Here is a 20,790-nt window from a genome sequence, read left to right on the forward strand (position 1 = left end):
CGTCGCTCGCCGTTGGCAACCGTTCGTTACCGCCCTGGTGGCGGAGCGGCGTCGGCGCGCAGCAGCGCCCCACCCTTCTCCAGGCGACGCATAACCGCGCCGAGATCTGCGTGTTCGCACGCCCCGCAGGTCAACGTGGCCAGCACGGCGACAGCTTTTGCCTGAGCGAGCGAGAGGCGTAGGCGAGCACCAGGAAGTTCGACCGTCGTCACGTGGTCGACATCCAGCCCTTCGAGCTGTCCGCAACCTTCGTCCACATCCTGGACCCAGGCACCCAACAGGCGGCGCAGCTCGGCCATGACGTCGTCGCGGCCCGTCAGGACCAGGCGCACACCGCTTTCGGAAGAGCGCTCGACCCGCCACGCCCTGCCCTCGTGGTCTACCAGCAGCCCATCGGGCCAGCCATCGTGTCCGACCTTGACACACTCCATCCCCGCCGTTTGGGCGAGTGCAGCGGGCGAGGCGTCGGCTGTGACGCCGGCGAACCAACGGATACTTGCCGCACGCTGCTGGTGCTCAGGAGTGTCCAGCGCTCTGGCTCCGGTGCGTAACGGGAGCTCGCAGCGCGTCGAGGAACGCCGCGGCTTCCTCCCGTGTTGGGTCGGGATGCTCGGCGAGCAGCCTTTCAGCCAAGTCGATCAAGGCCAACACCTCCCCGTGCTTCGCGGTGCGAAGGCGATAGCCTAACGCGCTGGTGTCGACGCCTGCGATGGTTGGCGAGTCTGTGCCAAGGAGCTGGATCTTGGCGGGAAGGAGCAAGGCCAAGTCCGGTCCGGTCAAGGTCTCTTCGCGAACGATGTTCGCCACCAGCACCAGCTCCGCTGGCGTCAGCTCCAGGCGGCGTGGCGACAGCTCCCGAATCAGGATGTCGTAGCGCGCTGCGAGATCATCCAGACGCGCCGATTCACTTCGTGCCCTGACCCGCCCGCTGGCCAGCAGCCGGGCGAGGTGTTCCCCGATGTAGAAACTGCGCCGCTTGGCGTCGGTTGGTCGAGGGTCCATGGTCATACCTTGGTCGGATACGGGTGGGAGTTTGGTCTGATCTTCGAACATTGTCTAGGTGCGACGGCCATTGGTCGGTGGAGGACGTCGGATACGCTGATGCGGTGGTTTTCCCGAAAAAAGCCCGTCAAATCAGCCGTGTGCATGGGTCTATGTCCTGGGCGGATGGTTCCTCGTGGAACACGTGGAACACGATCGCTTCGCAGCTGTTAGCGTTAAAACCTTTATCAATCAACCAACTAGGAACCCTCTGCGGCGTAACGTAAACGGCTCGCGCGCGCGGGTAGTTGGTTTTTTAGATATAGGTTCCGAAGCAAGAGCCTAGGTTTAGTGCACGGTTTGGCGGGCATCGCCCTCCTCCTGCTGCGCGCCACGTACAACGGCACCTTTCCAGTCGTTACTGAAGCCGCGTGGCGTGGTCCAGCGCTTTGCCAGGGCGATGGCCACGCCTGCCCTGACTCCGCCGGCAAGGTCACCCTTGCCGAGGCCCTTCTCGACCACCTGGTACGCGATTTCATCGACCAGCTGCCCGGCACGCTCGGCGCCGAGCGCTGCCGCGAGCCGCGGAATCGCTGCCATGGCTGCTTTGGCGATGGCTGGCGGAGCGACGCGCGTCTGTGGAGGCGTTGCGGCGCGCTGTGGCCGATTTTCCCGTTTCGGGAGCATGGCAAGAAGGTGTTCAGTCTCGGATTCCGTGAGACGCCATGCCGGATCGACTTGGAACGGCATGCCGGGCGTATGCCGCATGACCAGGTACAGCGCGTCCTTCCCGATTTTGGCCGTCATGCTGGCGTTGACGCTTGGATCGAATCGGAAAGGTGGGTCGAGGTGCCGGTCTTCCCTTGGCGCGGCCTGGGCCGTTTCGATGACCGTGGCGGTCGGTTCGGCGTCGGTGCTCCCCTGCCCCGCAGTTTTGTCGATGCCGTGGGCTTCTTTGCCGGACCTGGTGGTGAGCGTTTCGCTCTCGGTGCGAGGCGCATCATTTGCCGCAGGTGTCGTCGGTGGCGGTTGTTTGAGCTTCTTGGCCGCCGGTCGGACGCCGCGCCAGCGGTGATGTGATTCAGTTGGTTCACCGCAGCTCGAGGCCATCGTCTGCCCAGCTGGGTCTGCCCTGCTGATGCTGGCGGCTCGCACCGCTGCCAGAAGCATCAGCGCCGGCCCTGCTGCGGCGGTCCGGGTTGGGGCACCGCGTTCAGCCACAGGGATCCTTCGAAACACGCCGGCGTCAACGAGACTGCCATAGGCGAGCCCGACAGCGTTTCGGTGGAGGCCGAGCCGGTCGGCCATCCACTGAGCAGGAACTGCCTCATTGGTTCGCCGCTGCCTGAGAAGGCGCGCGAGCGTATCCAGGCCGACGCGCATGGCGCTGGCGCTGAGATTGGCGCCCACAAGGCGCTCAAGAACCGACGCGAGCTGGTCGGCAGCGGTGGGAACGTCCGGCGCTGATTGATCTTCGGCGTCGTAGCGAGTCAGGTGAATCGGGTGCACGGGCTCGCGCCCGAATGTGGACGGCATCATGGTGCTCTCCTCAGGATTGCAGGCAAAGCGCACCGGTTGACGGTCCGGGTGGTTCGGAGTACGTTTCCGCCTGTCGCGGGTCGGTACTCGTACTCCGAGTTCCCTGGGTGCCGCCTCCACGAAAGCCCTCCAGTTGCCGCTGGGGGGTTTTTCGTTTCTGGGTACGCGCGTTGTGGTGTCGCGGCGTCCTTAGGTCATGGCGAACTCCGGCTTGGAATGAACGGGATGCCGTGAACCAGTTGGTTCACGGCCAAGCTGTGGCGGTGGTGCCGGCGCAGAGATCCGGCGCGCGTGACGGGAGCACCGACCGCAGCCAGGGTGAACGGACGCCGGCAGCGTCCCGTCGGGGTCGCTTGATGTGCCCTGCGGTGGGCTCGATCGGACCCCGCTGACAGCTACCCATCGGCAGGGTGCGAAGTCGGCGCCTATGCGCGCGGTCGGCGCCCGGTGAGCCAGTTGGGTCACCCGGCCCGTGTCCCGCGCCGACGCGGCATTGCTCGTGGCTCCGTCGGCGCGCTGAGTCAGTTGGTTCGGTACCAGGCCAGCCGCGCAGGCACATCGCGTCCCGGCGTTTGGCGCGGCCCGGTGAGTCAGTTGGTTCAGCCGACCTCGTGCCGGGGCCGGTCCCTTGATGACGACCCCGCCCACCACAGTCCGCCGCCGCCGGACATCAGGGTTTGCGGCGTTGGCGCGGACCGCGACGGGTTCAGGGGTGCTTCCATGGCAGGCACGAGCGATCGGGTGATTCAGTTGGTTCGCGCCATGGAACGCCGTCCCCGCGGGGCGCGACCGGGCAGGGCGCCTGGCACGCGATTCAGTTGGTTCGCCGCCGTCGGGCTGGAGTGAGCACGGGCTCGCCGCCATCGGTCTCTCGGCGCCAGTGGCGATTGCGCCTGACGGGGCTGGATAGACCGCCACCCCGGGGTCAGGCTGGCCGGTCTCCCGCAATCCGCTTAGACCCGATCTGTCCACCAAAAGAAAAGGCCCAGGAAGTCCTGGGCCTCTGACTGCTGCGCGGCGGAGCCGGCGGGGGAAGGGCGGTGGTGTTGTCACGACTTCCCCCCATGTTCCGCTGCCCACCGCTTGACGACGTCGCTGATCTCCATGACCAACGCGTCTGGCGCACTCTTGAACAGCACGACCGCCGGACAGCCGTTGATCGTGCGGATCCGGCCGAGCACCTGCTCGCCATCGGAAATGACCTTGGTCCGCGGCGTGGAGCGCGTGATGCGCCGGAAGACCTCGCCAGCCTTTGGCTCGGGGGAGGCGGCCAGCTCCCGGCAAACCGCGGCGACCCGTTCGGGCTCCTTGGCCTGGGCCGCCAGCATCGCCTCGATCCAGTGGAAGCGGATCTCCCGTGGATCCACGAACGCGGCGATCAGATCGTCCGAGAGCTCGCCGTACTTGAGCAGACGCACCACATTCGTCTGCGCCACCATAAGCTTCGCGGCCAAGTCGCGGCCCGAGCTGTAGTCGCCGCTGCGAAGAAGCATGGCGTACTGGCGACCACGCTCGAAGGCGGAGAGGTTGACCCGGCCGGAGTTCTCCGCGTGCATCTGCCGCAGCAGGTCCAGCACGGACATTGTTCGAACGATCGCGTAGAGCGGGAAACCCAGCCGCAGGCACGCCGCGTGGCGGCGGTGGCCGCTGGCGATCTCGAAGTCGAAGTCGGGCTCGCCGGAAACAGGGCGAAGGACCGCCGGCTCCGTGTTCCGCCCGGCTTCGCGAATCTCGTCGCACAGCGTGTCGAACTCGGCGTCCATGAAGGCCCGCTGATGCCGATCGGCGTACGGGCTCGGCCGGACGCGCCGGGCGTCGACCTTCACCACCAGTTCGCCCTCACGAATCTTGCCCTCGAGGGAGGCTACCTTCTCCCTGAGCGAAGTCGCTTCGGCCGCCTGGGCCTCCAGCGTCGTCTGGCGCCCCTCGAGCATTTTCCCGACGAAGGAGCGCGCGGAGGCCTCGGGGACGGGAGCGGAGGGTGCTGCCGCTGGCGCGCGTGCGTCCTGCGCGGCGCTGTCGGAGGCCATCACGTCCAGACCGATGTCCAGGAGGCTGCGGCGCTTGGACGACATCACGCCACCCCGACCAGGGATGCTGATTCAGTTGGTTCGGCCGCCGGTTCGGAGTCCACCACCGGCCGCTTCTGGCCCTCGGCCACTTGGCGTGCCCACACGCTGCCCACCGACTGCAGCACACGTTGGGCGAGGGCGTCGTAGGCCTCCCTGGCGCGGCGAGACGACCTTGCGTCAACCTCGGCGCCCGTCACTTCGTAGACGGAACGGAAACGCGAGGCGGCGTTGACGAAGGCACTCGAGCTGGGCACGGACTCCTCGACCCGATGGGTGCCAAAGGTGTCGGCACTCAGGCTGCGCACTAGGGCAGTGGTCTGGGTCAGGTCCGAGCGGACGTGGGCGAAGATCACCGGATCCCACGTCTTCGTGATGTTGGCCGCCTTCTCCAGCTTGGCGACGTTCTCGCCCATCATCTGCGAGAAGTCCAACGTCGCCCGGTAGTCGGGGAGGTTCGGCGGCATCGGCACCAGCAGGCCGTCGGCCGCCCACATCATCGCGAGCGCGGTGAAGCTGAAGGACGGCGAGGTGTCAATCAGGACCAGGTCGTAGGCTCCCTCAATGCGCTTGAGGTCCTCGTCGATGAACGTGTAAAAGCGCCGCGCGCTGGCCGGCGAGGACATGAAGGCGGAGGCGACCAGGAAGTCGCTGCCGATCATCTCCAGCGAGGCCGGAATGAAGTCCAGGCCGTCGATATGGGTCTTTTGCGGCTGCACCGGCATCTCTTCGATGAGCTCCGGCGAGTCAATGCGTTCGAAAACGGCCGCCATGGTCTGCTCGGGCCGGACGGCCTCCGACCGCCACCCGCAGAGTGTCGTCAACGTTCCCTGAGGGTCGCCGTCGATCAGCAGCACGCGGTACCCGCGGCAGGCAAGGTTGTGCGCCAGGTGCAGCGTGGTCATGGTCTTGCCCGCGCCACCCTTCAACTGCGCGATGACCAGGCGCAGCGTCTTGGCGCCGGCCGGCTTAGACGGCCTGACCTTGAATGCTTCCATGAACTGGTGCACTTCCTCGATCGTGAGGCGAACCTCGCCGACTTCGCCGGCCCGGTGGGACGCCACCCACGTGCGCCAGTGGTGCGGCTTGAGGCCCGACAGCTCCAGAACCTCCTTCTGCCGGAAGAGGCGCATCTGACGCGCTTCCAGGGGTTCGTTCATTGCGGCCTGCAGCGCGGCCAAGCGACCCTGGCCGTGACTGGCCCAGCGGAGGAAGTCCTTGGTGCCTGCGGCGAGGCTCACAAACGTTGGCGACGCATCACGGCCCATTGCCCACTTCTCCGGTCAGTTTGCCCGGATAGTACGAACACGCGGATAGGTTTGCAACGCCTTTTCATCGCGAGCGGTTTTCCGCTCGCACTGTTTTCGACGTGCGACCATAAAACGATGCGAAACCCGATCCAACTGCATCCCCTGAGCTTCGCTCGACATCGCCCCACCAGGCAGGCGGGCGCGGTGCCGGCATTGTGACGTTACTGTAAGGCTTCAGAGTGCCGGCGTTGCCGCCTTAAAGGCCCCGCGGCGAGCACGCGGGATGCTCAAGGCGCGGTGGATGAGTAGGGCAGGGCAGACCAGGCGGCGAGAACCCCGCGGCACCGGCCCACGTCGAACCAGTCATCCGTGCGCAGCGACTCTTCCATATCGAGCCACCAACCCGTCCGCGCGACCATCGCCAAGCGACTCGCTTCGGCCTCCAAGTTGTGTGGACCCAAACCGCCGGCGAAGCCGACCACCTTGCCGGTGTTGGGCCGGTGCCAGGCGGACGGCGAGATGCCACGGCCGCCGGACGCATCCACCAGCAGCTGGTGATTGCTGACGCCCCCCTCCTGAGAGAGGTCGTGGACCCGCGGATTGAACTGGGTAATGAGCGTCTGGACGCGCCGTGCCAGCAGCGGCAGTTCCTCGGGAGTGACATCGCCGTTGACCTGCACCCGCGCCGCTGGCGCGACCAGTTCCTCCAGCTCGCCAGCAATGAGCAGGGCGCGTGCCAGACGGCCGCAGACGTGGATCGCGCACCTTCCGGCGAGTGCGTTGGCGGTGGCCACCAGCCACGAAAGCTCGGGGTACCGGCGCCGCGCTTCAGGGGTGGCGCTGTAGAGGAGGCCGAACTCCAGTCCCGGGTTGGTCGCCACGAGATCCTGCAGCGCGGAAACGTCGGTGCGGTAGTCGACGCCCGTAAGGGTCATGCCAGGACGGCCGGCCGCCACAGGCGCGTCGTCCGCGGCGATCACATGACTGGCGTTGCTGGACGCAAAGTTCATGAGCTGCGCAGTCATGGAAACCTCCAGGCGGTTTGGTTCCCGCATTCTTCAACCAGAGCGTGATCCGGCAAGGACTGCGCATGCCAGCGAAGGCGGCACGAATTCCGCTACTTGTCTTCGTTAGACGCGCTCTTACCGGCGGCAGCACTGAGCTCAGCAAGCACCTTGGCTCGAGCAGCCCTGGGGTCCGCATCGCATGCGTATGCCCGAACGGCGCGCAGGTCCCGCTCCAGGATGGTCTTGTCCTCGCGCAGCCATTGCGCGACGGCCGCGCCCACGTCGGCATGGGCCTCGCAGAGCCTGACAAGCCACTGCAGGTCCTCGGTACTCGCTGGCTTGTAAGTCGCAAAGATCGCAGCCTTCGCGTTCGCCAAGGCAGCGCGGCGGTCGGCCGCAGCCAATGTCACGACCATGACGACCACCGCGACCACAGTCGACAGTCCAGACAGCCACAGGAGGCCGGCCGATGGATGGAGAAACCACACCGACAGGCTGCCGATAACTACAGCACCCGCGACAAGAGACAGTTCGTTCAATAGCGTGGGCGAGATCTCCGCGAGCCGCGTCGCCGAGCGGGTGCCGTCCCCGCGCTGCAACTCGCTCAACTCTCGAGCGCGGGCAGCGGTGGCGTCGGTGGCACTGAGGCATTGGTGACTGAACATCGTTCGGTGCTCCTTGGGTTCGATGGGAAAAGCGCCTTGATGGCCGGAGGTGAGTGGCCACCCTCGACGGGCACGTGCTCGACGGGAGTTCGTGGATGTGGCCAACGCGGGATTCCGCCACCGGGCCGCCTGCGCGGCGGCACTCCCAGTCGATTATGGGATGGTCAGAATGGCCGGGCGGGCCACGGAAAGCCGATTCAGCGCCCCGCAGCGGGCCCGCTTGTCATTGGCCTGCAGGGCGTTCCCAGGTGACGCAACCACCGCCGGTGTCGCCTGACGACAGTGCAGCCATCACACCGTCGCCAGGCGCCGAGGTGAGCAGCTACGCCGGCATGGCCGTCAACCACCGGCCGATGGTCGCGAGCCGACGTTTCATCGCGCGGGCGGGGCTGCAGTCGGGATAGCCGTCGAGGATCTCTGCGACACGCGCAACGGCCGCCGTCGGCAACAGACCCCGCGGAAGGTGGCGACGGTGTCGATCGCCGTAGTACACCCCCGAGAGATTCCGCCTCGACCAGGCGTTCGCCGTCGCCTCACGTTGCAGCCATTCGTCCAGCTCGCTTTGAATGATGCCTAGGCTGTCACGGATGCGTGCGGGAAGACCTTCCACGCGCAGCAGCGCGAGCAACAGCTTGCCCGCTTCACGGTGGGCGGCGACAGGTATCGGCTGGGCTGGGCGCCAGCTTACGACGGCAGAGAACATGATGTGGTACGGAGTCGCGCCGCGACGTACCTCGCCGGCGCGCGGTGGGGCCGGGCGCCCGCGCTTTGGTTTGCCCGAGGCCTTCCGGGCGGGGCTCACAAAAGGCGGCGCATAAGCTCCGGAGTCGCCTGCCCACGTTCCTGCCGGTGCTTCGAAGCGGAGGCCATCGAGGCAGCGCACGATCCGATCCAGCCGGACCCCATCCTCGGCGACCAGGCACATCGTCGAGTAGGGTGGCGCGTAAAGCCCTCCCCACCGCGTCACTTGCAGCGCGAGGCCGCGCCCGCCAAGCCAGGACACCCGCTCGGCGAGGAATTCGGCAGTCGGGTCCTGATAGGGTTCGTCCACGGCCACAGTAAAGCCGTCCGACGGGTCCACCCACATGCTGGAGTGGTCACGGCCGGGCATGCGGCTCACCAGCCGGCGCAATGTCCCGGCTTCGCGCGTGCCCGCCGGCACCAGCCCAGTGGCCTCCATGAAGACGAGCGTGCGTGCGACCTTGTTCGCCAGGTTGCGAGCCGTCAGCTGGCCGCGGATGTCGTGGCGGCACTCCAGGTGATCGTCGGCATCCCACCGGAAGTGGCGCAGCTCCCCGACAAGATGGCTCGCCCGAAGGAAGTTCGGCATCGGACGTCGCAGCTGCAGCGCCATCGTCTCGCGTCCCGAGGCATCGCCGTCACGCCAGTACGTGGAGATGAAGACAGCCTGGTCCGGTCGCCCGCCGCGTCCCGCGAGGGTGGCAGGCAGGCTGTGCTGGGCATGACGAAAGTTCTCGAATCCGGCGACTCTGGCCGCGGCGTCGAGTGCGCGCGTATGCGTGATTGACTTTTCGCGCTTGAGCGTCGTGGCCAGACGCTTAATGCCTTCGATCGTGGATGGATGGATCGTTACCTGGGACATGGACATGGCCTCCGGGCTGCCTCACGTCACCCGCCACCGCTGAGCCGCCCGACAAGGGGGACATGTCGGAAGGAACCGGTACTCAAAGGGCAGAGCCGTCAACGGCTTCGCACGGCGGGTGGCTGGCGCCTGCCTGGCGCCTCAGGAAAAGTATCACTGGACCTGGAGCAAGTCGAGCCAACGAAATGCAGTGGGCCCGGTGGGCGGTCAGCAGACGGCGAGGGCGGCGCGACCCTCGCGGATCATCGCCGCGATCGTGCGCCCCATCAGGCGCTCGCAGGTCTCCGCCGAGACAGGGCGCTCATCAATGATGTCTCGTGCGGCATTGAGCCGGTCTGCCTGGAAGCACGTCATGCCTGGAAATCGTGGGACGTTGCGCCACGCAGAAGCGTCCTCTTCCGGAGTGACGAATCCGGCCCCGCCGAGCGTGACCACCTCATTGGCGGCGGCGTCGAAGAAGACCAGGCGGATGAATCCGACGCAGGAGGCGTCGTCATTCGTGCAGTGCGCTCGTTTCACGGCAGATCCTTGGGGCGGTGGCGCTGATGGAAGAAGCGCAGGATGGCTTTGGCGAGGCCTCGCAGCCTGGCACGCAAAGGAAGAGGCGCCTGTGCATGCATCCAGCCATGGGCGGTCAACCAGCTGAGGCGCCGTCCCGGATGAAGTCGCAGGCGAAAGCGGGTGAGCAGGCGGCACGCCCGGCAGATGCCCACGCAATCCAGCTCGACGACATGCGGCAGCGGCCGCCAAAGGGCCCCGTGGGTGTCCGCCTCGGGAATCGGGCAGCCGCACCCATTGCAGCTGCCGCAGATGCCCTGCCAGCAGGTCCCGTCCTCGAACGCGACCGGAAGCTGATCGGCCATGGTCGGCATGGCCATCAGCTCACGATCCCGGGCGGTGATCGGTGACGTGTTCATGGGTGGGGCGACCGGGCCGGCCATCAGCCGGCGCTGCTGTCCACGATCGAGCAACCCGGCGGCGACATGCCAGGATCGAAGAGCATGATCGCGCAGGCGCCGATGGTGGTCTCCTCGGCGTCCAAGTAGGACCGCGCCTCCTCCTCGCCCAAGTCGTCGGCCCGCGCCCGATCGCAGGCGGCTTGGCGGAAGGCCTTCTCGTCATTCAGCTCGAAGAAGATCGTGACCGAAGTTTCCATGGTGCGTCCTCTGGGTGGGGTTAAAGGAGAAGCGCCGTGCCGGCCGACCGCAGCTGTTTCGTGAGCAGTGCGGCAGCGGCGCGTTGATGTACGCCGAGCAGTGCGCTCTCCGCCATCTTCGGCGCCGTGGACGGGGCGCCGAATGCTTCCGGCAGCCGTACGTCGAGAAAGGGCAATGGGTCAACGCCAACGGCGGTGGTGTCTCCCCTCGCGGCAGCGGTCGCACGCGTATATGCCTGTGCCGCCGCCAAGTCGGTCGCGCCGAAGTAGGCCTCTGGTCTGATGTTGCTATTGTTGTAGTCGGTCACCGACAGGTACGTTCCGCCGTGGTTGCCCCCGAGACCGAACGTCATCACCACGTAGCGCGGTTCGGGCGCCACCCGGTGGTAGACGCCGTCGATGAGCAGGCCATCAGCCGCCCAGCGAGTGATTGCAGCCTCGGCATCTTCGCGGCTGGCAAGCTCGTTGGTGCCGATGTAGTGATCCAAAATCGCCCAGGAGTTGCTGGCCCCGACGAGATTCCGGCCGAGGTCGCCGTAGAGACGGACGACCGGCCAGGCCTCACCTTCGCGGCACTCCGTCGTGGGAAGGGAGTAGTCCCAGTCCGTGCCCCGGCTTGTCCTCGCGCACGGTTCCGCGGAGCTGGTGGCCAAGGCCGTCCAGAGCTTGCCGTCGAACCATCGGTATGCGATGTCCGGATGCTCATTGAGCTGTGAGTCACTCCTGGCGATCAGTGCGACCGGTGCCTGGCCGGCGGTGAGTTCGCGGACCTCGACGACGATGTCGCTGGCCATCGTGACGCTGCGTGGCTTGCGGCACCGCGGCGGAACGACCTGGGCGGCGAAAACGAATTCGACCTTGATGTGCATGGAAATACCCGTGAGCCGTGGATGACGTCCACGCTATAGCAGCGCCTGGATCTGGCAACGGCGCCTTCGGTTGGCCACGCCGTGAGGTTGAACAAAACGCCTGGCTTGGCGGATGTCATGGGCCCAGCCATGCGCTGCCTGACCGATTCGCCCGGGGGCCGCGGCGAGGGTGGCGGCCGTGTCCTGGTGCGACGGCTCGGGTTATGGCGGATCAGCCGAATAGGTCCAAGCATTGAGCAGCCTCGGCTGCCGCCGAGCGCGCTTCCGCTGGGTGATCGACGCGCCGCGCTTCCGCCTGCCACACCGCCGCGCTCTCGTCGGTCACCCCGTCCAGCATGGACACGGTGTCGGGCGTGGCCGCGGCGATGCGGTCGGCGCGCAAGTCCTCGTAGAACAGGTCGGCGCCGACGAAGGCACGCCCCGCCTCGATCGCCGCCACCGCCACGGACCCCGAGCCCATGAACGCGTCGCACACCAGGTCTCCCGGTTTCGTGTAGAGCACTATGGCCCGCTTGGCCAGCTTCACCGGGAACTGTGCCGGGTGGGCACCGTGGCGGCGATCGGGATGATTCGCGCGAACGGTCGGCACGTCGTCCCACACGTCCGTCGGCCAGGCTCCGAGCGGGTGACCCGACAGCTCGCCCTTGTTCGGTCCCTTGAACGCGCGCTTGCCCGGCTGCTTCTGCGGGTGGCGGGCCGCATTGGGGTTGAATGTCGGTGTCGGACCCTTGCTGAAGATCAGCACGGTCTCATACCGATCGGCCAGGCGGTGAGATGGAGTCAGGCCGTGCGGCTGCGTCCATACCACGCGATTCTGGAAGGTCAGGCCGGCGCGCCGCATGTCCTCGAACAGCATGATGTCCATGGGGTACAGCGCATCCGTCCAGTCGCGCGTCTTGCCCACGTTGAGGCACACCACACCGCCCGGCTTGGTGGTGCGCGCCAGCTCGCTGACCACCTGCATCAACCAGCCGTGAAAGAACGTGAAGCGCAGCGCATCCGCGCCAGCCGCGTCGCCGTAGCGCTTGCCCACGTTGTATGGCGGGCTCGTGAAGTGGCAGGCCACGCTGTCGTCGGGCAGGCCGGCCAGGAAGTCCAGCACGTCGGCCTTCACCGTCGAGTTCATCATGTCCCGCAGCATGGCCAGCTGGCGCTCCCTGCGCTCGGCGTGGCGTTCGGCGATGCGCGCCTCGGTCTTGCGCGCGCCGGTACGCAGGGCTGCACGGTAGATCGCTCCCTTCGAGAGGCCGGTGATCGCCTGGACCTCGGCATAGGTGTGGGTGGCGAGCAGCGCGGCGAGGTGCACGTCGTCGGCCGGCGCGCGCGAGGTCGATTGGATGTCGTGGACGGACAGGGCAGCGGGAGTGGCCATGCGGTTGCCTCGGTGAAGCGGGATCGGTGGATGTCAGGCGGCCAGCGCCGCGGCGGCCGGCAGCCGCCAGCGGCCGGGACCGCAGCGCTCGGCAAGGCGCTGCAGCTGCTGCCTGATCTTCTCCCGCCAGAACGGGTTGGGCGTCGGCTTGGCGCCGGCGACCTCGGCGTAGATCGCCGAGAGGTCGGCCTCGCCGCCTAGTGCCTGCAGGGCTGCCAGCGTCACCGCAGCCCAGACGCTCTTCTGTCCCTGCGCCAGCAGCGCGCGGTAGCGCGCCTGCAGGCGGCTCACGGCCGCGTGCTCGTGGTACAGCGCAAACCCGAAGAGCTTGCCGCCCTGCGCTTTGGTCAACATGGCGAAGCACAGCGGCAGCGATAGACCCGGGAAGAGGTTGCGCGGGATCATGTCCTGGCGGATCGCCCAGCGCTGGTTGATCTTGACCACCGTCTCACTGGTCTGGAAGGTGTAGCAAGGCAAGATCATTCCGAACCTTCCTTCGTTCGGCAGGAGTTCCCACGCGCGTTCGAGGAACGCCTGGACCTTGGCCAGCTGGAACGGCGGGTTGCCGATCAGCGCCGTCGGCCGCAGTGGCAGGTCCACCGCGGCGAAGTCGCCGACGATCACCTGCCGACCCGAGGACGCGCGTGCGCGCTCGGCCAGCGCCGGGTCGATTTCGACGCCGATGGCGGGGATGTGCTCCGGCAGAGCACGCAGGAAGGCTCCCTCGCCGCAGCTCGGCTCGATAACCGCGTCGCTGGAGGTGAGGTCGCCGAAGTAATGCGCCACCAGTTCGCTCGCCGCCCACTCCGGCGTCATGAACTGGCCGTGCACCTTCTGCTGCTCGGTCGGCGTGGACTGCGCCATGCTCGTCGGCTGGCCGGCGGGCGGAAGGGACCACAGGTCGAGCGTGGTGGCGGCGACAACGCGCATGGGAGAGGCCTCGTGACGTGGAGGCCTTGATCATTGAGCAGGTCAGCGGTTCGGCAAGTCGATCGCGCTTGCCGGCCGCGAGTCGCTGTGGGACACGGTACGCCGATCGCGTCAGCTCGCCGCGCCGCCCGCTGCGCTGCCCATCTCGCCCGGAGCAGCCGCCCTCTCCGACGGTGGTTCCGGAGGCCATCCCAGCGCTTGGGCTTCCTGGACTGACGGCAGCCGCCGGCTCTCGAGTGCGCGACGGAAAGCCTCTTCGTTGGGTCCGTCGATCGGCACCAGGTAGGCCAGCCGGCCGGAGCTCCCGAAGTAGACCGCGCGCTGTCCGCAGGCCTGTGCTTCCACGACGACCGTGTAGGCCGTCGTCATCGCAGCGCCGCCGATGCCGCCATAGCCCAGCGCGGTGCTGCCCCACAGCTGAGGAAACACCGTGACCAGGCACTCTTGCTCGGCGGCCCGGCGGAAGCTCCTTACCGTCGGCCCCTGCGGCTGGCCAGTAGCGCGTTCCTCCTGAGCCACCTTGGCGCGCTCCTCCCGCGTCAGCCCACTGGACCATGCGCTGTAGCGCTCCCAGTCTCTTTCGTCGTAGACGATCACCGGCAGGTCGCGTAGGCGCGCCGCGTGCAGGGCCGAGGCGATGGCGAGAATCGGGTTTTCAGGTCCCATGGGTTGTTTCCTTCGGTGCGTTAATGATGGGGGTAGGGGTGTCGCACAGCGGGACCAGCCAGGGGACCAGGCGGGCACCGGCAGGAGAGAGCGTCGTCAGGCGGCGGGTACCGGCGCGCCGTCCGTTCTCCCATCCGTCCTTGTCCGAGCGAGTTCGGTAGAGTGCGTCTAACCACGGCGTTCCCGTGCGCATGGTGATGTCCTCGAGTTCGACCATGCCGACGGTCGGCGCGAATGGTCTGTCCAACTTGGACAGCGCACCGGCAGGGTTCACGTAGGTCCGCTCGGTCCATTCGCGCACGCGCTTCTTTTGCGCGTCGTCACCCCAGGCATGGGCGGCCTCCCACGCGTCCACGAAGATCACCAGCAGTGCAGTCTTGTCCTTTTCGATCACCGTTCCGATCGGGAAGAGGCACGGCTCGCGCGAGACGAAGCGCTTGGAATGCGTGCGGTTGTAGTGGGTAGCCGAGGCGATCATGGCGTCCACTAAGGCATGGGGGTCATCGAACGCCAGCGACGTGGCTGCCGGGAGGTCCAGCAGCGACAACATGCGCTCGTGCGTCAGCCCGGCCGGTGCGGCCGCTGCCGCCCAGCGCTCGGCCGATGTCCAGGCGAAGATGATCTCCTCGCCCGCGCGACGCTGGTACAGCGCCATGGCCACCTTGTCGGCGCGTGGCACGCCGTCCCGGCCGAAGGCCAGCCTGCTGCGCGTGCACCACGGGAACTGGGCGATGCGCGGGTCGCGCTCGGCTTCGGTCGCCTCGCGGTACAGATGCCACCGATCACGTCCATCGTGAGTCAGCGCCACGGGCGTCCACCCTTGCGCGGCACACCAGTCCTCGATGGTCGCCACGCGCGCGCCGTGGTCGGCGAGCGCTGAGTGCGCCGCGTTCAGTGCCGCGTTGCGTAGCGCTGCCGACGCGTCGGCTGGGTCCGCCGGCAGGGCGCCGTCGCGCTGACTCGCGCGGATCACCGCTCGCGCGAGGCGGGCGGCTCGGGCAGCCTCGATCTCATCGCACGCCAGCCCGCCTTCGTGCAGCGACGCGGTGATCCACCGCTGCCATGGAGCTTCGGCCGCGTCCCGTGCAGCCACATGGGCCAGTGCCTGCCGGAACACTGCCACGTAGTCGGCATAGGCGCGGCGGCTGCGCCGGCTCTGCAGGTAGTAGCGCAGCTCGTCGGCGTCGGCGCGGTCGAGTACCAAGTAGGCATTCGGCTCCTCGAGCACGACGTTGACATTGCGCGTGCGTCCGCCGTTGAAGGCCTCATGGGTAGCCACGGAGATGGTCGGTCGCCCGCGGACGTAGGTCACGCGAGCCACCTGGCAAGCCTGCTGCGGAACCCATGCCTGATACTTGTTGCGGTTGTAGGCGCCGGGTGCAGCGGACTCTGTCATCGCAGCTCTGAGGTTGACGACTACCGTCACCCCCGCACCGAGGAAGCGGTTTCGGTCCGCGCGGTAGTCGGCGAAAGACGGACGCTCCTCGGCGATGAGGCTGTCCAGGCTGACCAGTCGCAGGTGCGACCGTTGGAATCCCGGATCGAGCCAGTTGGAGAAGCGCGGGATGCCGCTGGCGGCGAGCAGCTCGGTGCGATCGTGGAGGCCCCAGAGGATCACCAGCACGCGCGCGAAATCGGTGAGCCTGCCAAGCTGAGAGCGCTGGGCTTTCGCGTAGTCGATGTCTTCGCGCGTGATCGGCACTTCGTCGTAGGCGCGCCGGTCCCAGTTGAAGCTGCGGCGGGTGAAGTGCTCGGCCTGTTCGGCGGCGCTCGGCAGGAGCTGCTTGACGTTGGGCAGCACATCATCGCAGGAGATCAGGGTGATGCAGGCGCCGTCGCGATACAGCAAGTGGTGGCGCATCGACTCCTTGGTCATGGCTTCGTTGTAGCGCCCGACGGCCGCCGACCGCTCCGCGCTGTCACCGTCACGCTCCCTGATGAACTCCTTGTAGCCGCCGCGGAAGCGCACCAGCACGACGCCCCGCGGCGACGGGATCATCTGGCGCACGAGGGCCGGGTCTTCCAGCGCTTTGGCGACCTGGTCGACCATCGTGTGATCGAGGCCGCCCTGGTCGAGGCACAGCAGGAGCTCTTCGTCGAAACTCAGCAGGTCCTGGTAGATCACCAGCGGTTCATCGCGCGCCGCCGGCTCGCCGGTGGCCAGCGGCAGCACCTCGACGCCCTGGCCGGTGTAGATCTCCAGATTCGTAACCATGCCTCGAAGGCGGTCGAGGTCGGACAGCTGGTTCTTGGCATTGGCCAGCAGCGCGCTGGCTTTCTCCTGGTGAAAGCGCGCCAGCGCGCGGGCCTGGTCCCCGAGCTCGTCGCTGTGTTCCTTGATCCACGCCACCTGGGCATCGGCGGACGCCTTGAGCGCGTCGGCATGTCGGGTCATGGCCTTCAACCCGTCTTCGGTGGCCAGCTCCTGCCCAGTCGCGCCGCCGGCGTTCAGGCGTGGCTCCTGGCCTAGCCGCAGGGCCTCGGCATCCACGGGCGGGGGCTGGCTCATCGCCTCCTGGGTGAGGCGCATCGCGTCGATAAGCGCCGCCATTTCGCGGCTGCGCACGGCGTCGCCGTCGTGGGCCAGCTCCCAGTCCTTCTCGAAGTCGTCGGCGTGGATGCGCAGCGGGATCTGGTAGCAGCGCTCCCAACCGGGGTGTGGCGCGAGCACGATCACGTGATCGTCGCCGTCAGCCTGCTCGATGTCCTGCAGCAGCAGCACCTCGCCGGCGTCCACGCCGTTGTACTTGCCGCGGGTGTCATCCCGACCTTCGACATCGTGGCGAGCACGCCAGTACTGGCCCGGGGCGGGGCCGGCGATGCGCTCGACGGTCGCGCTGCCGGCGGCACTGTGGTGGGTGACGGTCAGCTCTTTCATGCCGCGCGCTCGGCGAGGGAGTCATGCCTGCTGGCGTCCTCCAGTTCGAGGATGCGACCGCGCAGCGTGCGGAGGGCAGCGGTCGCCTCGGCGGGCAGGGGGCTGGCGTGGTCGGCCATGGCCATGGCGCGTTCGAGCGAGATTGCGGCGTCGCTGGAGGTTGCCGCCCCGCCGCGACCGCCGGTGGCTCGCTGGTTGGCCGCGTGCGGGGTACCACCGTAGTTCAGCCGATCGTAGATCTCCCGCAAAGTCGCTTCGTCGGTCGCCCCCATTTCGATCGACGGGAACGACACCCGGTAGAACCGCCGCCGGCGCTCCGCGAGCGAGAGGTCCGCAAAGCGAGTGCTACCGAACACGGCGAACTCGCCCGCCGCGAAGGCGCGCAGCGCACTCAGCCGTTGCTGGCCGTCGAGGAGCAGCCCGGCCCACGGCTGGCGCACGCCATCGTGGTCCCAGTCCCACTCGGTGGTGACGTAGTACCCCGTGCCCAGGCCCAGGAAGATGCCCTCCACGAAACGCACCTGCTGCTGGCGCGTCCAGACTGCCGGGCGCTGCCACACGGGCAGGACCAGGCCGAGCAGGCTGCGCTCGCCCTCCCGCAGATGCGTGGCCGGAGCCATCGCCAGCAGGTGCTCGACATCGAAAGCGCGCTCGCATCCGAAGAGGATGGGTGAGGGAAGGGTGGATGGCTGCATGGGATGGCCGTTGACGGGGTGGTGACCCATGGTGTGCCAGGTCGCTCGCGGCGCAAGCGGCGGAGGCAGGGGTCGTGCGTTGTCGCGGCTGGACGAACCGGAAGGGCGACCGCCTCGCCGCCAACGCGCTTCATGGCTTCCGCGAGGCTGATCGCGGCGCCTCAATGATTGTCATAGGTGCGCCGGTAGGCGGCGGAAGCCAGCTGCTCGCAAGCGAGTTCGCGATCCACCGTGTAGTCGCCGAGTGCGCAGCGCACCATCTGCCGCATGACGACAAGCATCTTCGGGGAGGGCGGTTCGCGCAGCTGCAGGTCAATGAGACGCAGCGTTCCGAGCGCGATCGCCTGCGCCTCGCGGTTGAGGTCTGGGAGGTGCGCCGCGGCGTCGCCGCCGGCGGCCGTAGTCAATGCCGCAGCGTTGAGCAAGGCGGCGATGCGCTCTGCATCACCCTGGCCGCCGACCACGTCGCACACCGTGTCGTCGCCACACTTCACGCACCAGCCCGACTCGTGCCGCCCGCCGGCGGGGAAGGCGGTGTAGCTCTCGGCTGTGTAGGGGACGGTGTCCGGTGTGTCCTGCGGCTTGTCCTGCGCAGAGCCCGCGGGCGACGTCGCGCCAACGTCGACCGTCTCGACGGCCAACTCGATTTCCTCGCGATTGCAGGCGTTGCACGCGGCGCCGTCGTCGTGGAGGCTGGAGACGATCCAGTCTTGCGTGGCGACGTCCCACACCATGGTTGCGGTGCGCATCACGTCGTCGCTGCCGCAGTGGGGGCACACCTTGCGTACGTGTGCGCCAGCATCGCCGGCAGGGCTCTCGGGGAGATTCGAGGTGGTTGGCAGCATGGGCACTCCGGGCGGCTCGTGGATGACCCATGGTGCCCCGAGCCTGAAACCGCGCAACGCCTGTGGGCTGCAGCGCGCGACCGGCTCGCCACTGGAGGCTGCACGGTCCTGGCCGGACGGCCACGTGGTCGGCCGTGGTCATTGCCGTGCCGATCGGTCCCCAGCGTCGCCGTAGCCGGCGTCGACGCGCACGACAGCGACCTGCAGGCCGCCCTCGCGGGCAACGAGACGGGCGATCAACGGCTCTCGCGGGGCTTAGGGCACCGCTCGGTGTGCGATCCGCCCGAACTCGCTCCCGGCCATGCGGCCTGGGTAGTAGCCGCCCGACGCCGGGACGAAATGCACGGTTTCGCCGCGACCGGCCGGCACGACGGCCCGGACATCCACGGTGACCTGTCTGTCCGGGTAGGCCAGCACGTACCTCTGGCCAACCTCGATGGCAGCGGTAGCCCGCACCGTGCGGCTCATGCGTTCGCGCACGTGGTCAGTTCGCGGGGGACGGCGACGGCGGCCCGGGCGGCGATGTCCACGCCGGCGCGGACGGGTGGCGCCGCGTCGATGCCCGCCAATTGCCGGCGGATGTCGCTGGCCAGCTCGTGCTCTTCACGGAAGAAGGTCTCGCTGTCGGGATCGAGCCCCAGGCGGCGCGCATCGGCGCCGCACAGAGCGAACATGTACCAGCACTGCGAGCCGCGGCGTGAGGCGGTCACCAACCACTGCGATGAGCGATCCAGCACCACGAAGGCGAAGGGCTCGCCGTCGGCGCCGTGCAACCGCACACCCCGCTTCATGCGCTGCGCGTATCCGTCCGGCGCGTTCTGCAGCGACCGCGAACCGGCTTGCACGGCACGCGTGAACGCCGCACGGCCGATCAGGTAGCTCTTGCCGCCGATCGACAGATGCGGGGTAGGTGGCGGTGAACGTCGGGCGTGGTTCGAAGGCATGGTGACTCCCTTGGCAGAGGTGCGGCCAGGCCATCATCGGGCGCGCGATGACTGCGGCAAGATGGCGACGATCGAGATTCTTGACGGAGCGCGCGATGTCGCACTATCGTTCTGGCCAGCATCGTTGAGCCACGCTCCGTTGCACCGTATGTCCCGCGACGACACCCACCACTCTCATTTTTGGATCGTACGATCCAAATTTGCTGTATCCGGTCGGCATGTTCAGCCGTACGTCCGAACGTGCGTACGATCGTCGTCGGACCGGGACGCTGAGCGGTGCTGTGCGCCCGGTGAGGGCCATGGCTGGCGCCGGTGCCGCGGCTACGCAGGCAAGGCGTCCAACATGCTCTGGCTGTATTCCCACCGTCGGTCGCCGGCCAGGGCCGAAGCGCAGCCGGCCGCGGTGTAGAGCCGCTCCACCAGCGCCGCTTCCACCACGCGCGCGTCGGCAAGGGCGATGTGTTGGCGCGCCGACGGCAACGATCCCTGCAGCCAGGCGCGAAGGCGGCTGGCGAGGCGCGGCGGGGCGGCCAAGCGGTGCAGCACCAGTTCCACCGCATGGACCGAGCTGCCTGACTCGACGGCGACGACCAGTCGGCCTGTGGTGCGCAGATGCGGCCGTGACTGCAGCAGGCTCGCCACCAGTGGTACGTGGAAGTCCTCATTCAGCAGCTGGAAGTCCGGGCGCGCCTCGCCGCCGGCCCGCTGGCGCACCAGCAGCCAGTCGTCATCGCCCCCGTTGCTCTGCGCCGCCTGTAGCGTGCGGGCGACGAAGTGGAAGCGGCGGCGCCCGATGTCGGTGAGATCGAGTTCGTGCTCATCCCATCCGGGTGGAATGTCGTTTTCCTGGAAGGACGCACATGGGAAGGGGTGCCAGGTGCCGTCCGGGTCCAGTACCTCGATGTCAGCGTGAGGGATGCCGGTCGCCGACCAATCGGCATCGCCGTCCAGCGGGTCGGTGCGCCAGTAGAGCCAGGCGCTTCCCGGCAGGTATTCGTCGTCGCCACGTTGCATGCTCGCGAGGAAAGGGTGATCGGCGCGCACCCGCTGCAAGACGGGCGTCGAGATCGCCTCGGACCACCCCAATGCAACGGGCAGCTGAAGGTCGCAGCGGGCGTCGGCCAGCGTGCGCCACATCGAGATGCGAAACACCCCATGGCCGGGCGGCGCCGCGGCGAGCGCATGCTCCAGCTGGTGGTGCGCGAACGGATTGTTGGTCTGGGTCCGGATGCGGCGCGCACGCAGGACGTTGTCCGCGCCCTGTTTCCGCAGGTCCGCCAGAGAGTCGTAACGGTAGAGGTAATCGGCCATGCAATGGATT

21 protein-coding genes are annotated in these 20,790 nt (G+C 67.7%); all 21 read right to left on the reverse strand.

Going from position 1 to position 20,790, the window contains the following annotated elements; all coding sequences use genetic code 11:
* Positions 1–26: 26 nt before the first annotated feature.
* Positions 27–332, reverse strand: coding sequence for a hypothetical protein (locus R2APBS1_RS09510; RefSeq protein ID WP_157769724.1), 306 nt, complete (start codon positions 330–332; stop codon positions 27–29).
* A gap of 184 nt (positions 333–516) precedes the next feature.
* A complete protein-coding gene (locus tag R2APBS1_RS09515) occupies positions 517–1,002 on the reverse strand; it encodes a hypothetical protein (protein ID WP_015447795.1) in 486 nt (161 codons plus the stop codon).
* Between the two features lie 327 nt (positions 1,003–1,329).
* Positions 1,330–2,520: a hypothetical protein gene (locus R2APBS1_RS09520; RefSeq protein ID WP_015447796.1), complete on the reverse strand. Its 1,191-nt coding sequence runs from the start codon at positions 2,518–2,520 to the stop codon at positions 1,330–1,332.
* 1,049 nt (positions 2,521–3,569) lie between these two features.
* On the reverse strand, positions 3,570–4,595 hold the full coding sequence (locus tag R2APBS1_RS09525) for a ParB/RepB/Spo0J family partition protein (RefSeq protein WP_015447797.1): 1,026 nt from the start codon (positions 4,593–4,595) through the stop codon (positions 3,570–3,572).
* Entirely contained in the window at positions 4,595–5,749 is a 1,155-nt protein-coding gene (locus R2APBS1_RS09530; protein ID WP_157769725.1) for a ParA family protein, read from the reverse strand. The genes R2APBS1_RS09525 and R2APBS1_RS09530 overlap by 1 nt, the downstream gene beginning before the upstream one ends.
* 377 nt (positions 5,750–6,126) lie before the next feature.
* Positions 6,127–6,864, reverse strand: coding sequence for a hypothetical protein (locus R2APBS1_RS09535; RefSeq protein ID WP_015447799.1), 738 nt, complete (start codon positions 6,862–6,864; stop codon positions 6,127–6,129).
* A gap of 92 nt (positions 6,865–6,956) precedes the next feature.
* Positions 6,957–7,511, reverse strand: a complete 555-nt coding sequence (locus R2APBS1_RS09540) for a hypothetical protein (RefSeq protein WP_015447800.1) — start codon at positions 7,509–7,511, stop codon at positions 6,957–6,959.
* 322 nt (positions 7,512–7,833) lie between these two features.
* Positions 7,834–9,114, reverse strand: a complete 1,281-nt coding sequence (locus tag R2APBS1_RS09545) for a DUF5623 domain-containing protein (protein ID WP_015447801.1) — start codon at positions 9,112–9,114, stop codon at positions 7,834–7,836.
* Between the two features lie 207 nt (positions 9,115–9,321).
* Positions 9,322–9,633, reverse strand: a complete 312-nt coding sequence (locus tag R2APBS1_RS09550; RefSeq protein WP_015447802.1) for a hypothetical protein — start codon at positions 9,631–9,633, stop codon at positions 9,322–9,324.
* Entirely contained in the window at positions 9,630–10,031 is a 402-nt protein-coding gene (locus R2APBS1_RS09555; RefSeq protein WP_157769726.1) for a hypothetical protein, read from the reverse strand. Before R2APBS1_RS09555 ends, R2APBS1_RS09550 begins: the two co-directional genes overlap by 4 nt.
* 23 nt (positions 10,032–10,054) lie before the next feature.
* On the reverse strand, positions 10,055–10,270 hold the full coding sequence (locus R2APBS1_RS09560) for a hypothetical protein (protein ID WP_015447804.1): 216 nt from the start codon (positions 10,268–10,270) through the stop codon (positions 10,055–10,057).
* A gap of 20 nt (positions 10,271–10,290) precedes the next feature.
* Positions 10,291–11,139 carry a hypothetical protein gene (locus R2APBS1_RS09565; protein WP_015447805.1) on the reverse strand — a complete coding sequence of 283 codons (849 nt, stop codon included), beginning with the start codon at positions 11,137–11,139 and terminating at the stop codon, positions 10,291–10,293.
* A gap of 211 nt (positions 11,140–11,350) precedes the next feature.
* Positions 11,351–12,511 carry a DNA-methyltransferase gene (locus tag R2APBS1_RS19335; protein ID WP_015447806.1) on the reverse strand — a complete coding sequence of 387 codons (1,161 nt, stop codon included), beginning with the start codon at positions 12,509–12,511 and terminating at the stop codon, positions 11,351–11,353.
* 33 nt (positions 12,512–12,544) lie between these two features.
* Complete coding sequence (locus R2APBS1_RS09575) at positions 12,545–13,441, reverse strand: DNA methyltransferase (RefSeq protein ID WP_015447807.1); 897 nt, start codon at positions 13,439–13,441, stop codon at positions 12,545–12,547.
* Between the two features lie 111 nt (positions 13,442–13,552).
* A complete protein-coding gene (locus tag R2APBS1_RS09580) occupies positions 13,553–14,107 on the reverse strand; it encodes a hypothetical protein (protein ID WP_015447808.1) in 555 nt (184 codons plus the stop codon).
* A complete protein-coding gene (locus tag R2APBS1_RS09585) occupies positions 14,097–16,985 on the reverse strand; it encodes a hypothetical protein (protein ID WP_015447809.1) in 2,889 nt (962 codons plus the stop codon). Before R2APBS1_RS09585 ends, R2APBS1_RS09580 begins: the two co-directional genes overlap by 11 nt.
* Entirely contained in the window at positions 16,982–17,680 is a 699-nt protein-coding gene (locus R2APBS1_RS09590) for a DUF262 domain-containing protein (RefSeq protein ID WP_085999886.1), read from the reverse strand. The genes R2APBS1_RS09585 and R2APBS1_RS09590 overlap by 4 nt, the downstream gene beginning before the upstream one ends.
* Positions 17,681–17,841: 161 nt before the next feature.
* A complete protein-coding gene (locus R2APBS1_RS19340) occupies positions 17,842–18,525 on the reverse strand; it encodes a hypothetical protein (protein ID WP_015447811.1) in 684 nt (227 codons plus the stop codon).
* A 255-nt stretch (positions 18,526–18,780) separates the two neighbouring features.
* Positions 18,781–18,993: a hypothetical protein gene (locus tag R2APBS1_RS09600; RefSeq protein WP_015447812.1), complete on the reverse strand. Its 213-nt coding sequence runs from the start codon at positions 18,991–18,993 to the stop codon at positions 18,781–18,783.
* Complete coding sequence (locus R2APBS1_RS09605; protein ID WP_015447813.1) at positions 18,990–19,469, reverse strand: hypothetical protein; 480 nt, start codon at positions 19,467–19,469, stop codon at positions 18,990–18,992. Before R2APBS1_RS09605 ends, R2APBS1_RS09600 begins: the two co-directional genes overlap by 4 nt.
* A gap of 321 nt (positions 19,470–19,790) precedes the next feature.
* A complete protein-coding gene (locus tag R2APBS1_RS09610; RefSeq protein ID WP_015447814.1) occupies positions 19,791–20,780 on the reverse strand; it encodes a hypothetical protein in 990 nt (329 codons plus the stop codon).
* Positions 20,781–20,790 lie beyond the last annotated feature (10 nt).

It is taken from the genome of Rhodanobacter denitrificans, from assembly GCF_000230695.2.
Lineage (GTDB): Bacteria > Pseudomonadota > Gammaproteobacteria > Xanthomonadales > Rhodanobacteraceae > Rhodanobacter > Rhodanobacter denitrificans.